This is a genomic window from Micromonospora sp. NPDC050784 (assembly GCF_044456765.1).
GTDB classification, from domain to species: Bacteria; Actinomycetota; Actinomycetes; order Mycobacteriales; family Micromonosporaceae; genus Micromonospora; species Micromonospora foliorum.
This window is the reverse complement of record NZ_JBITGG010000025.1, coordinates 96,208-108,689: the sequence shown is the minus strand read 5'-3', so window position 1 is coordinate 108,689 and position 12,482 is coordinate 96,208. Positions and strand designations below refer to the sequence as shown.

The 12,482-nt window shown below is 71.5% G+C and carries 15 protein-coding genes and 1 pseudogene; 9 read left to right on the top strand and 7 right to left on the bottom strand.

The genetic code is table 11. The features are described from left to right. Positions 1-203 (top strand): annotated as a pseudogene (locus tag ACIBD9_RS28020) (phytochelatin synthase); the annotation flags it as partial. Positions 204-578: 375 nt separating this feature from the next. Here ACIBD9_RS28020 and dusB read toward each other — a convergent pair. From dusB to ACIBD9_RS28000, 4 genes are all read right to left on the bottom strand, one after another. Beyond that, positions 579-1,751, bottom strand: a complete 1,173-nt coding sequence (gene dusB, locus ACIBD9_RS28015; RefSeq protein WP_396722106.1) for a tRNA dihydrouridine synthase DusB — start codon at positions 1,749-1,751, stop codon at positions 579-581. A gap of 64 nt (positions 1,752-1,815) precedes the next feature. Continuing rightward, entirely contained in the window at positions 1,816-3,195 is a 1,380-nt protein-coding gene (locus ACIBD9_RS28010; protein ID WP_203150767.1) for a glycine--tRNA ligase, read from the bottom strand. A gap of 115 nt (positions 3,196-3,310) precedes the next feature. Next, positions 3,311-3,790: a hypothetical protein gene (locus tag ACIBD9_RS28005; protein ID WP_387172088.1), complete on the bottom strand. Its 480-nt coding sequence runs from the start codon at positions 3,788-3,790 to the stop codon at positions 3,311-3,313. A gap of 24 nt (positions 3,791-3,814) precedes the next feature. Beyond that, the gene (locus ACIBD9_RS28000; protein WP_396722104.1) at positions 3,815-4,156 is read right to left on the bottom strand and encodes an antibiotic biosynthesis monooxygenase family protein; all 342 of its coding nucleotides are present in this window, start codon (positions 4,154-4,156) and stop codon (positions 3,815-3,817) included. Between the two features lie 29 nt (positions 4,157-4,185). Here ACIBD9_RS28000 and ACIBD9_RS27995 point away from each other — a divergent pair, with 29 nt between their 5' ends. The 8 genes from ACIBD9_RS27995 to ACIBD9_RS27960 all read left to right on the top strand — a co-directional run bounded on the left by ACIBD9_RS27995 (position 4,186) and on the right by ACIBD9_RS27960 (position 8,842). Beyond that, a complete protein-coding gene (locus ACIBD9_RS27995) occupies positions 4,186-4,443 on the top strand; it encodes a hypothetical protein (RefSeq protein ID WP_030338196.1) in 258 nt (85 codons plus the stop codon). A 54-nt stretch (positions 4,444-4,497) separates the two neighbouring features. Further along, positions 4,498-5,442, top strand: coding sequence for a metal ABC transporter substrate-binding protein (locus ACIBD9_RS27990; RefSeq protein WP_396722102.1), 945 nt, complete (start codon positions 4,498-4,500; stop codon positions 5,440-5,442). Next, on the top strand, positions 5,439-6,200 hold the full coding sequence (locus ACIBD9_RS27985) for a metal ABC transporter ATP-binding protein (protein WP_396722101.1): 762 nt from the start codon (positions 5,439-5,441) through the stop codon (positions 6,198-6,200). Before ACIBD9_RS27990 ends, ACIBD9_RS27985 begins: the two co-directional genes overlap by 4 nt. 3 nt (positions 6,201-6,203) lie before the next feature. Then, positions 6,204-7,070 (top strand): metal ABC transporter permease, encoded by an 867-nt coding sequence (locus ACIBD9_RS27980; protein WP_387172094.1) that lies wholly within the window; start codon positions 6,204-6,206, stop codon positions 7,068-7,070. Between the two features lie 43 nt (positions 7,071-7,113). After that, positions 7,114-7,413 carry a metalloregulator ArsR/SmtB family transcription factor gene (locus ACIBD9_RS27975; RefSeq protein ID WP_030338189.1) on the top strand — a complete coding sequence of 100 codons (300 nt, stop codon included), beginning with the start codon at positions 7,114-7,116 and terminating at the stop codon, positions 7,411-7,413. Next, on the top strand, positions 7,410-7,808 hold the full coding sequence (locus ACIBD9_RS27970; protein ID WP_091409697.1) for a Fur family transcriptional regulator: 399 nt from the start codon (positions 7,410-7,412) through the stop codon (positions 7,806-7,808). Before ACIBD9_RS27975 ends, ACIBD9_RS27970 begins: the two co-directional genes overlap by 4 nt. 78 nt (positions 7,809-7,886) lie before the next feature. Next, complete coding sequence (locus tag ACIBD9_RS27965; RefSeq protein WP_396722099.1) at positions 7,887-8,495, top strand: hypothetical protein; 609 nt, start codon at positions 7,887-7,889, stop codon at positions 8,493-8,495. 179 nt (positions 8,496-8,674) lie between these two features. Continuing rightward, positions 8,675-8,842 (top strand): hypothetical protein, encoded by a 168-nt coding sequence (locus ACIBD9_RS27960; protein WP_167337361.1) that lies wholly within the window; start codon positions 8,675-8,677, stop codon positions 8,840-8,842. Between the two features lie 114 nt (positions 8,843-8,956). On the opposite strand, the gene ACIBD9_RS27955 is transcribed toward ACIBD9_RS27960, so the two are convergent. The 3 genes from ACIBD9_RS27955 to ACIBD9_RS27945 all read right to left on the bottom strand — a co-directional run bounded on the left by ACIBD9_RS27955 (position 8,957) and on the right by ACIBD9_RS27945 (position 12,451). Continuing rightward, on the bottom strand, positions 8,957-10,954 hold the full coding sequence (locus ACIBD9_RS27955) for an acyl-CoA dehydrogenase family protein (RefSeq protein WP_396722097.1): 1,998 nt from the start codon (positions 10,952-10,954) through the stop codon (positions 8,957-8,959). A gap of 104 nt (positions 10,955-11,058) precedes the next feature. Continuing rightward, on the bottom strand, positions 11,059-11,562 hold the full coding sequence (locus ACIBD9_RS27950) for a DUF6328 family protein (protein ID WP_387172103.1): 504 nt from the start codon (positions 11,560-11,562) through the stop codon (positions 11,059-11,061). A gap of 139 nt (positions 11,563-11,701) precedes the next feature. Next, the gene (locus ACIBD9_RS27945; RefSeq protein WP_396722095.1) at positions 11,702-12,451 is read right to left on the bottom strand and encodes a sugar isomerase domain-containing protein; all 750 of its coding nucleotides are present in this window, start codon (positions 12,449-12,451) and stop codon (positions 11,702-11,704) included. Positions 12,452-12,482: the final 31 nt, after the last annotated feature.

The following is a 12,482-nucleotide window of genomic DNA, read 5'->3' as shown; positions in this document are numbered from 1 at the left end:
CCAACATCGCCGGCACCAGCACCGACACCGACGGCACCACCCACTCCTACGAGGGCGGGCACTACATCAGCGTCGTCGGCTACCGCGACAACGGCGACACGGTGAAGATCGCCGACTCCGCCGACCCGAACACCGCCTCCTACTGGATCAGCACCGAGCACCTCGCGGACTGGATCGCCACCCGCGGGTACGCCACCAGCTGACCCACACCGCACCGCGACGAAGGGCCGGACCCCACCAGGGTCCGGCCCTTCGGCATGACCGGGTCGTTGTCCACCCGCCCTCGGCAGGCTCGAACGACGTCGAGGGGCCAACCGAGCTGGCCATGCCACCCGACCCCGGCAAGCCACCCACCGAACCGAAACACCCGACCAGAGCGGGCTACCGCGCGGACCATGTCACGGGTCCTTTGGAGCTGATGTCGTAGACGAATCAGGGGCATGGCCGACCGAGCCGAGCGGGTGATTCGTTCGCGACATCAGCTCGAAAGGGCGCCGAACTCAGATGCTCAGCCTCCGCGCCGAGGCCGCGTTCGGAAGGGATGTCCGCGGGGCATCTCTGCGCGACCGGCCAAGGGCTCAGCCGCCGGAGTCGTCCATCTCGGCACCCTCGGGGACCGTGTCGTCGTCTCGGCTGGCCAGCCAGCCCTCCGGCAGGGCGACCTTGCCGGGCGAGTTGGTACGACCGCGCGGCTGACCCAGGGCGGTCACCGGGAACGGCTCCGCCGGGTCGAGTTTGCCGAGCAGGTCATCGAGCTGCGCCAGGCTTTCGATCATCGCCAGCGAGCGGCGCAGCTCGCCGCCGACCGGGAAGCCCTTGAGGTACCAGGCGACGTGCTTGCGGAAGTCGGTGCAGCCGTCCCGTTCGCCTCGGGCCGGGTTGCGGGCACCGGCCGAGAACTGGTCGACCAGCAGCTCGGCGTGCCGGCGCATGGTCAGCGCCACCTCGCCGAGGGTGGGCAGCCGCCGCTCCGGCCGACCGTTGAAGGCGGCCTCCAGGTCGGCGAAGAGCCACGGTCGGCCCAGGCAGCCGCGCCCGACGACCACGCCGTCGACGCCGGTGTGGGCCACCATGCGCAGCGCGTCGTCGGCCTCCCAGATGTCGCCGTTGCCGAGCACCGGCACGTCGAGGGCCTGCTTCAGCGTGGCGATCGCGTCCCAGTCGGCGGTGCCCGAGTAGCGCTGCGAGGCCGTGCGCCCGTGCAGGGCCACCGCGGCCACGCCGGCCTCCTGGGCGGCGAGCCCGGCTTCGACGTACGTCAGGTGGTCGTCGTCGATGCCCTTGCGCATCTTGACCGTGACCGGCACCCCGGACGGTGACGCGGCGGCCACCGCAGCCCGCACGAGTCGCGCGAAGAGCCGGCGCCGCCACGGTAGCGCCGCGCCGCCGCCACGCCGGGTGACCTTGGGTACGGGGCAGCCGAAGTTGAGGTCGATGTGATCGGCCAGGTTGCGTTCGACGACGATCCGCACGGCGGCGGCCGTGATCTCCGGATCGGTGCCGTAGAGCTGGAGGCTGCGGGGCTTCTCGTCGTCACCGAACGCGATCATGCGCAGCGTCTTCGGGTTGCGCTCGACCAGCGCCCGAGTGGTGATCATCTCGCAGACGTAGATGCCGCCGCCCTGCTCGCGGCAGAGCCGACGGAACCCGATGTTGGTGATCCCGGCCATCGGCGCGAGCACGACCGGCGGCCACACCTGGTGCTGGCCGAGAGTCAGCGGGCGCAACGCGGGCACGGTCGAGGCAGTCACCGGACAAGTGTACGGGGCCCCGACCGGCGCTTATCGCGTCGGCCGAGGCCCCGTGCGCGGAGTCTCAGCAGCCGGGGAGACGCTCGATCAGGTAGCGCTCGACCTGGTCCAGGGAGACGCGCTCCTGGGCCATGGTGTCCCGGTTGCGCACCGTCACCGCGTTGTCGTCCAGGGTGTCGAAGTCGACGGTGACGCAGAAGGGGGTGCCGATCTCGTCCTGCCGGCGGTAGCGACGCCCGATCGCCTGCGAGTCGTCGAACTCCACCACCCAGCGCTTGCGCAGCAGCGTCGCGAGGTCCTTGGCCTTGGGCGACAGCGCCTCGTTGCGGGACAGCGGCAGCACCGCCACCTTGACCGGGGCGAGCCGCGGGTCGAACCGCATCACGGTGCGCTTGTCCACGCCGCCCTTGGTGTTCGGCGCCTCGTCCTCGTCGTACGCCTCCAACAGGAAGGCGAGCACCGCGCGGGTCAGACCCGCGGCCGGCTCGATGACGTACGGCATCCAGCGCTCACTCTTGCTCTGGTCGAAGTACGACAGGTCGACGCCGGAGTGCTTGCTGTGCGTGGAGAGGTCGAAGTCGGTGCGGTTGGCGACACCCTCCAGCTCGGCGAACTCGGTGCCGCCGAACTGGAAGCGGTACTCGATGTCCACCGTCCGCTTCGAGTAGTGCGACAGCTTCTCCTTGGGGTGCTCGTAGAGACGCAGATTGTCCGCCGAGAGGCCGAGGTCGAGGTACCAGTTCCAGCGCTCCTGGAGCCAGTACTCGTGCCACTGCTCGTCGGTGCCCGGCTCGACGAAGAACTCCATCTCCATCTGCTCGAACTCGCGGGTCCGGAAGATGAAGTTGCCCGGGGTGATCTCGTTGCGAAACGACTTGCCGGTCTGCGCGATGCCGAACGGCGGCTTCTTGCGGGCGACCGTCTCGACGTTCTTGTAGTTGACGAAGATGCCCTGCGCGGTCTCCGGGCGCAGGTAGTGCAGCCCCTCGTCGCTCTCCACCGGGCCCAGGTAGGTCTTCATCAGGCCGTTGAACATCTTCGGCTCGGTGAAGGTGCCCTTGTTGCCGCAGTTGGGGCAGTTCAGCTCCGCCAGGGAGGTCAGCGGCTTGCCGTGCTTCTCGGCGTACGCCTCTTCCAGGTGGTCCGCCCGGAACCGCTTGTGACAGAACTGGCACTCGGTGAGCGGGTCGACGAACTCGGCGATGTGGCCGGACGCCTCCCACACCTTGCGGGCCAGGATTACCGCGGAGTCCAGGCCGACGACGTCGTCGCGCTGCTGGACCATGGTTTTCCACCACTGCCGGCGGACGTTCTCCTTGAGCTCCACGCCGAGCGGGCCGTAGTCCCACGCCGATCGGGTGCCCCCGTAGATCTCACTGGAGGGGAAGACGAAGCCTCGGCGCTTGGCGAGGCTGACGACGGCGTCGATACGGTCGGCTGGCATGTTTCCTCCTACGCCGGCTGGCGGTCGGCGGGGGCGAGATGTGGATGGAACGGTCGGTTCGGGGACAACGGTACGACCACCGTCCCCCCGAGCCCAGCAGAATACCGGGGGCGGGTCAGCTGACCTCGCAGACCTCCACGCCCCCGGTCTGCCCGTCCTGCCCGAGGCTGACCTGCTGCCGCTCCCGGTCGCCGCCGGCGAGCGTCACGTCGACCGGCACGGTCAGGTCGGTCTGGTCCACCTCGCCCACCCGGAACGCGGTCACCTGGGGTTCGGCGGCGGCGCGCCGCTCGAACTCCGGCCGGGACTCACGCCGCTGCGCGTCGTCGCAGAGCTGGTCGTACGCCCGCCCGTAGTTCCGCTCGACCAGCGCCTGGTAGTAGTCGCTGGTCACGGTGCGGGCCTGTTCCCGGATCGCCTGGACTCCGCTGACGGCCAGGCCGACGACGGCGGTGCCACCCCCGCCGCAGCAGAGCACCAGGGCGAGCGCGCCGACGCCGAGGCCGATCCAGAGCCGGTTCCGGCGGCCCTCGGTGGGCGGCGCGGCGAACGGCGGAGCCACGCCGGGACCGGGTGGCGGGGCGGGTGCGGTCATAGGAGCAGCGTAGTGTCCGCCGGCTCAGCGGTAAGGACCCGCAGCCCGATCACTCTCGGCGACGACCACGGCCCCGCCGGGGGCGGCGGTGGCCAGCGCCTCGTAGGCGGACGGCTCGTCGACGGACTCGGCAAGCAGCGGGATGGCGCTGACCTTGACCTCGAAGGCGCCCAGCGCCCGCCGGTACGTGCCGACCGACTCCCATTCGGTGACCAGTGACCAGTGCCGGGGGTCGTCGAGCGCCCGGACCAGTTGGCCGCGCAGGTAGCCGGGTCGGGCGGCCAGCGCGGTGAGGGCGGCGTGCGCCCGTTCGGTGAAGCCGTCGGCGGTATCGACGTCGACCACGAACCGGTTGGTCACCAGCACCGGGGGTTCCTCCTCGTAGAGTCTGTGGGATGCAGCGTACGCAGCGCCCTCTGCTCGCCCGGTTGGCCGGGGCGAACCCGACGTCGGTGTTCCTGCTCACCCTTGTGGTGGTGCTGGTGGCGTTCTTCACGCCCGGGGTGATCGGCGGGCTGTTGACGCTCGCGCTCGCCGGGGTCCTGATCGCCCTGTTGGCGACGACCTGGGCGGTTCAGGCGCCGCAGACCCGGCTGATCCGACTGGTGATGCTGACCCTGCTGGTGACGGTGGGCCTCGCGAAGCTCCTCTGACATGCAATCATGCGTTTTTGACAATCATTATCGTTGCCACGGACAGTTGACGACATGACCAACCGCGCCACGTACCGTGTCCTGGCCGCCGCGACCGCCCTGCTCGCCCTGGGTGCCGGGGCCGGCTGCTCCACAGGTGGTGCCGCCGGCGCCGACCCTCAGCGAGTCGACGTGGTGGCCGCGTTCTACCCCCTGCAGTTCCTGGCCGAGCGGATCGGCGGCGACGCGGTCCGGGTGACCAACCTGGCCAAGCCCGGCGCCGAGCCGCACGACCTGGAGCTCAACCCGAGCCAGGTCGGTGAGGTCAGCGACGCGGAGCTGATCGTCTACCTCAAGGGGTTCCAGCCAGCCGTGGACGACGCCGTGGCCCAGAACGGCGGCGACCGGGCGTTCGACGTGACCAGCGTGCAGCCGCTGCTGGACGCGTCCGCTGGCGGGCACGACCATGAGGGCGAGGAGGGGCACGCCGAGGAGAGCGGCGGCAAGGACCCGCACGTCTGGCTCGACCCGACCCGGCTGGCCGGCATCGGCGACCAGCTCGCCCAGCGGCTGGGCAAGGCCGACCCGGACCACGCCGCCGACTACACCTCCCGGGCCGCGGCCCTGCGCGCCGACCTGACGACCCTGGACGGCGAGTTCAAGAACGGTCTGGCGACCTGCCAGCGGCGGGAGATCGTCACCAGCCACGCCGCGTTCGGCTACCTCGCCGACCGCTACCAGCTCGACCAGGTCGGCATCACCGGGCTGAGCCCGGACGTCGAGCCCTCGCCGCAGCGCCTCGCGCACGTGATCGAGGAGGCGAAGGAGCACCAGGCCAGCACGATCTTCTTCGAGACCCTGGTCAGCCCGAAGGTGGCCGAGACCATCGCCGGTCAGGTCGGCGCGAAGACCGCCGTGCTCGACCCGATCGAAGGGCTCGCCGCCGGCAGCAACGGGGACTACCTTTCGGTGATGCGCACCAACCTGCGGACCCTGCAGACGGCCTTGAGCTGCTCGTGACCTCACCTGTCATCACCGTCGAGCACGGGGTGGTCGGCTACGACGGCCGCCCCGTGCTCCGGGACATCTCGCTCACCGTGACCGCCGGCGAGGTGGTCGCGATTCTCGGCGCCAACGGCTCTGGCAAGTCCACCCTGATCCGCGCCGTGCTCGGCCTGGTGCCGATCAGCGCCGGCTCGGTCGCCCTCTTCGACCGACCGTTGCGCCGGTTCCGGCAGTGGGCACGCATCGGGTACGTCCCGCAGCGCCTGGGCGCCGGCGGCGGCGTGCCGGCCACCGTCCGCGAGGTGGTGGCCTCCGGACGGCTGGCCCGTCGGGGGGTGCTGCGTCCTCCGGGTCGAGCCGACCGGTCCGCCGTCGACGCCGCGCTGCGGGCGGTCGGGCTCGCCGACCGGGCCGGTGACCCGGTGTCCACGCTCTCCGGCGGCCAGCAGCAGCGCACCCTGATCGCCCGCGCCCTGGCCGGCCAACCGGAGCTGCTGGTTCTCGACGAACCCACCGCCGGGGTGGACGCGGCCAGCCAGGAGGCGTTCGCCGGTGCGCTGCGCGACTTCGTCGCCGACGGTGGAACGGTGCTGCTCGTCGCCCACGAACTGGGCCCGCTGCGACCGGTGATCAGCCGGGCCGTCGTCGTCCACGAGGGCCGCATCGTTCACGACGGCGCGGTACCGGACCCGGCCGGCCATCACGCGGAGCCCGACCACGACCACGTGCACCCGCACTGCTACGACGAGCCCGCCGGGCTGTGGAGCAACTGACCCATGGAACTCTTCCAGTACCCCTACATGCAGCGTGCCCTGATCGGGGCGCTGGTGATCGGCCTCGCTGCGCCGGCGCTCGGCATCTACCTGGTGCAGCGCCGGCTGGCGTTGATCGGCGACGGGGTGGGGCACGTGGCACTGACCGGTGTCGGGGCGGGGCTACTGCTCAACCGCTCACCGGTGCTGGTCGCGGTGATCGCCGCCACCATCGGCGCGATCGCCATCGAGATCGTCCGGGCCCGCGGGCGTACCTCCGGTGACCTGGCCCTGGCCCTGCTCTTCTACGGCGGCATCGCGGGCGGCGTACTCCTGGTCGGCCTCTCCGACGCGACCAGCGCGAACCTCAACGCCTACCTGTTCGGGTCGCTGACCACCATCTCGCCCGCCGACCTGACCACCATCGCGGTGCTCGGCGCGGCGATCCTGGTCACGATGATCGCGTTGCGGCCGGCGCTCTTCGCGGTCAGTCACGACGAGGAGTACGCCCGGGTCTCCGGCCTGCCGGTCCGCACGCTGAACCTGCTGATCGCGGTCGCCACCGCGGTCACCGTGACCATCGCCATGCGGGCTGTCGGAGTGCTGCTGATCAGCGCGTTGATGGTGGTGCCGGTCGCCACCGCCCAGCAGGTCACCCGGGGCTTCCGCAGCACGATGGCCGCCGCCATGGCGCTCGGGTTGTTCGCCGCCGGCACGGGTGTCTGGGTGGCGGCCACGGCGGACACCGCGCCGGGCGCCTCGGTGGTGCTGGTGGCGATCGCCTCGTTCCTGGTGGTGGCCGTGGCCGGCGCTGCCTGGCGGGTCGTACGCCGCCGGACGACGCCGACCGCCGCACCGACACCGGAACCCCACGAGGTCGTGCTGAGCTGAGCCTGATCAGCGGGACGTCGGTGGTATTGGTTACCGTTGCAGAATGACCAGCGCGACGGGCTACGACGGGTTCGACGGGGCCAGCGAGTTGCTCCGCGCCCTGTCCGCGCCCATTCGGCTGGCCATCGTCAGTGAGCTGGCCGGCGGCGAGCGGTGCGTGCACGAGTTGGTGGAGAAGCTCGGCGCGGCGCAACCGTTGGTCTCCCAGCACCTGCGGGTGTTGCGCGGGGCGGGCGTGGTGCGCGGCTCCCGCCGGGGCCGGGAGATCGCCTACAGCCTGGTCGACGAGCACGTCGCGCACATCGTGGCGGACGCGGTCAGCCACGCCGGGGAGGGATCATGAGCGAGAGCAGCGCCGCGGTGCGCAACACCCGGCAGCGCTCGGCGGTGAGCGCGCTGCTGGGCGAGATGGAAGGCTTCCACAGCGCTCAGGACCTCCACGCGATGCTGCGGCAGCGCGGCGAACGGGTCGGCCTCACCACCGTCTACCGCACCCTGCAGGGGCTCGCCGACGCCGGTGAGATCGACGTGATGCGTCCGCCAGGCGGCGAGCACCTCTACCGCCGGTGCAGCGAAGGGCACCACCACCACCTGGTCTGCCGGGTGTGCGGGCGTACGGTCGAGGTGGCCGGCCCGGCCGTGGAGAGCTGGGCCGATCGGGTCGCCGCGCAGCACGGCTACGCCGACGTCAGCCACACCCTGGAGATCTTCGGCACCTGCCCGACCTGCCCGCGCTGACCAACCGCGCCCGTCGGTGGCTCCCCGGGCTCACTTCGCGGCTATTCCGAGCGGGGCGTTCGTGGCACGCTGGCCGGCGTGAAAATCTATGCCGATCGGTTTCCGACCGCCGCCCGTCAGTTGCTCACCGACCTGCTCGTCGTCGCCTGGGTGTACGCGGCGATCCGCGGCGCGCTGTGGCTGCACGACCTGGTGCAGAAGCTCGCCGTACCGGGGCAGAAGTTGGAGGGCGCCGGCAGTGGGCTCGCCGACAACCTCGCCGACGCCGGCAGCAAGGTCCGTCGGGTGCCGCTGGTCGGTGACGAGCTGACCGCGCCGTTTCGGCAGGCCGCCGACGCCGCCCGAGGGCTCGCCGACGCCGGCCGCGACCAGCAGCACCTGGTCGACCAGTTGGCCCTCGCCCTCGCCATCGCGGTGCTGATCTTCCCGCTCGGCATCGTGCTGTTCGGTTGGCTGCCGCTGCGGGTCCGCTGGATGCGCCGGGCCGGATCCGCGGCGAAGCTGGCCGCCGGGCCGGCCGGCCGGGACCTGCTCGCCCTGCGCGCGCTGGCCACCCAACCACTGGGCCAGCTGACCCGGATCGGCCCGGACGTCGCCGAGGCGTGGCGGCGCGGTGACGACGCGACAGTAGACGCCCTGGCGGCCCTGGAGCTGCGCCAACTCGGCCTCCGTAACCGGGCCCGCTGAGGTCGCTCGTCGGCGGCCGACCCCCGTCGATCAAGGAGTTGTGGTGCCCGGTTTGGAGTTTGGCGGGCGCTTTGTGACCCACCACAACTCCATGATCGACCAGGCAGGGGGTGGATTGACGAACAGCCGTTCGGCCGGGCGCGGGTTCAGCCTGACGAGGGTGTCGTTAAGGTCGTCGGGTGTTCTACTTCCTCGTCGTCATCGCCGTCCTGCTGCTCGGCTACGCCGCCGTCCTGGTCTCCTTCGTACGCCGGGGCAAGAAGATCCCACCCGCGGCGTACCTGGCCCTGGCCGGGCTCAACGGCCTGATCCTGGCGGGAGTGCTGGCCTGGGCGGTCTCCCGCTGACCGACGCCGCTGACCGCGCCGCCGTCGTTCGCACGGCGGCGCCGGCACGGCGGCCAGGCCCGCGTGGCGAGCCGGCACGGCGACCAGCCCCCGCGCGGCGGCGGCCGGGCCGGGTTAGGGCTTTGGGGGGATGCGGCGGCGGACGTCCTCGGCGGTGGACGGGCCGGGCGACCAGCGGGCCACCCAGGGCAGCTCGTCGGACGGGGTGAGCACGCCCTCCTCCAGGCCCGCGTACCGGCCGGCGAGGATGCGCTTCGCGGCGGCGGTGTCGACCGAGTCGGTGTTGTCCCAGAGTGCGGCGAACAGGGCGTCCACCCGCACCCGCGCCTGCCGGCAGAACAGGTCGGCCAGCTCGACGTTCTCCGGCTGGCTGTCCCGTTCGGCGGTGGCCCGCACGCAGACCGCGGACATCGCGAACAACTCGGCCCCGATGTCGACGATCCGGCCGAGGAACGCCTGCTTGCGCTCCATCTTTCCCTGCCAGCGGGACATCGCGTAGAACGTCGAGCGGGCCAGCTTGCGTGACGAGCGTTCCACCTGGCGCAGGTGGGCGGCGAGCGGGCCGAACTCGGCGTACGCCGAAGGGCTTTGACCCCGGCCCACGGCGAGGGTCGGTAGCCACTTCGCGTAGAAGGCCCCCGCTCGCGCGCCGGCTCGGGCCTTGCGGCCCAGCCCCGCGTCCGGGTCGATGATGTCGCCGGCCACCGACAGGTGGGCGTCGACCGCCTCCCGCGCGATCAGCAGGTGCATGATCTCGGTGGAGCCCTCGAAGATCCGGTTGATCCGCAGGTCGCGCAGCATCTGCTCGACGGCGGCCGGGCGTTCGCCGCGGGCGGCCAGTGACTCGGCCGTCTCGTAGCCACGCCCGCCGCGGACCTGGATCAACTCGTCGGCGATCTTCCAGGCCATCTCGCTGGCGTACAGCTTGACCAGTGCCGCCTCGATCCGGATGTCGTTGCGGTCGTCGTCGGCGAGCAGGCAGCAGAGGTCGAGCATGGTCTCCATGCCGTATGTGGTGGCGGCGATGAAGGAGAGCTTCTGTGCGACAGCCTCGTGCTCCCCCACCGGCCGTCCCCACTGGACCCGGTCGGCGGCCCACCCCCGGGCCACGTTCAACGCCCACTTGCCGGCGCCCACGCACATGGCCGGCAGTGAGAGCCGGCCGGTGTTCAGGGTGGTCAGGGCGATCTTCAGCCCCTTGCCCTCGCCGCCGATGACGTTCTCGGCGGGAACGAACACGTCGTGGAAGCGGGTCAGGCTGTTCTCCAGGCCGCGCAGGCCGACGAACTCGTTGCGCCGCTCGACCGTGATGCCGGGGCTGTCGCCGTCCACCACGAACGCGGTGATCCCGCCGCGACGTCCCTCCGTGGCCGGCACCCGGGCCATCACCACGAGCAGGGTGGCCACGATGCCGTTGGTGGCCCAGAGCTTCACCCCGTTGAGCCGGTAACCCGTGCCGTCCTCGGTCGGCTCGGCGATGGTGGCCAGCCGGGCCGGGTCCGAGCCGACGTCGGGCTCGGTGAGCAGGAACGCGGACACCTCACCGGCGGCGAGCCGGGGCAGGAAGCGTTGCTTCTGCTCGGCGGTGCCGAACATCTTCAGCGGCTGCGGCACACCGATCGACTGGTGTGCCGAGAGCAGCGCGCCGATGGCCGGGCTGACCGAGCCGGCCAGCATGAGCGCCCGGCAGTAGTGCAGGTTGCTCAGCCCGAGCCCGCCGTACTTCCGGTCGATCTTCATGCCGAACGCGCCGAGGTCGGCCAGGCCGTGGAACACCGAGTCGGGTATGGACGCGTCCCGTTCGATGGCCGCGCCGTCCACCTCGGAGGTCAGGAAGGCGCGGAACCGACCAAGGAACTCCTCCGCGCGAGCCACGTCGTCCGGATCCGATTGGGGCCACGGGTCGATCAGGTCGAGCCGGAACCGGCCGAGGAACAGCTCCTTGCCGAAGCTGGGCCGGTCCCAGGTGGACTCGCGGGCGGCCTCGGCGACCTGCCGGGCCTCCTTCTCGGTGACCTGCCCGGCTTCCGCGGGCAGTGGCGCGGCGGCGCCGGCGGTGGTTTCGGAGTCGGGGCCGTCCGGTGCCGGTCGGCCGTCCTGCGTCGTGGTCACGGCTGCCCCCTCGAAGCTCGGTGCGGCTGCGTCGACGTGCGCGACTACCGTCACGCTACCCCCGGTTGTTACCCAGGGGTAGCGCTGCGTGAAGATCGGCGCGGTCAGCGACCGCTGATCGTGTCCGGGTCGTCGTCATCGTCGTCGATGTCGTCCTCACCCCAGTTGCGGCGGGCGAACGGCAGGGCCACCCAGAACATGAGGAACCAGATTCCGGTGAGGGCGCTGAGCACGAACGCGATCGGCCGGTCCAGCACGAAGTCGGTGATCAGCAGCACCGCGCTGACCATCGCGATCAGCATGAAGGCGAGGCCGCCGGTGGCCATCCGGTGGGCGAAGCGGACCAGCTCCGGTTTGCGCCCCTGCCGGAACAGCGCCCGGTGGAACGCCACCGGCGAGATGATCAGTGCGGTGGCGGCGGCGGCCGCGAGCAGCGCCACGATGTAGACGTCCCGCTGGAACTCCGTGGTCTCGGTGAACCCGTTACTGAACGGCAGGGTGAGCAGGAAGGCGAAGAGGATCTGCACGCCGGTCTGGGCGACCCGCAACTCCTGCAGCAGGTCGGCGAAGTTGCGCTGCCAGCGCTGCTTCTCGGTCTCCTTGGACACGCGCTACCTCCGGTGAGACGCTACTGCCGGCGGTCCCGGCCGCCGGCAGCAACGCCAATGCCCCACCCGACGGAGCGCGAAACAGGTTCACGACATCTGCCGTTCATCTCGGTGACGCACGTCGGCCACCGGCACCATGTCAGGACCCGCGTCGGATGCGGCCCGCGTACCGCGCTTCCAGCTCGTTGTTGTGCGCGTCGCCGTCCGGGATGTTCGCCGACAGGTAGACCGGGGGCCGCTCCCCCGCCGCCAGCAACCGCGCCACCACCTCCACGGTCACCTGCTGCGCCAGCAGGGCCGCGGTGATCGAGGAGACCGCGCCGACCGCGCCGCCGCCGGGCAGGGGCAGCGTCGCGTCGCCGTACGGCGCCCCGTTGTCGAGCACCACGTCGGCGATGTCGCTCAGCTTGCGCCCGGACGGGTGCCGGGAGGTCATCCGGCCGGAGTGCTGCGCCGAGGTGATCGCCACCAGCCCGTGACCGCGCTCCTTCACCAGCGTGGCGAACTCCACCATCGCGCCGTTGACCCCGGAGTTCGAGGCGAGCACGAAGACGTCGGTGGGGCGCACCGGGGCCAGCTCGTAGAGGCGGTGCGCGACGGACGGGTCCCGTTCCAGCAGCGGGCCGAGCCGTTCGGCCGGTTCGCCGCCGAGCAGCACCAGGTCGCGCAGCGCGATCCGGTTGGTCGGCACCAGCCCGCCCGCCCGTCCGGCGATCTCCATGGCGAGGGCCTCCGAGTGCCCGGTGCCGAACGCGTGCACCACGCCGTCGGCGCGGACGGCCTCGGCGATCAGGTCGGCGGCCCGCGCCACCGCCTCCCGCTGGCTGGCGGCCACCCGGCCGATCGTCTCGGTCACCACGGCCAGGTAGTCCTGGGCACTCACCGTCATACGTCCTCCGTCGTTCGATTGGGAGCCAGCC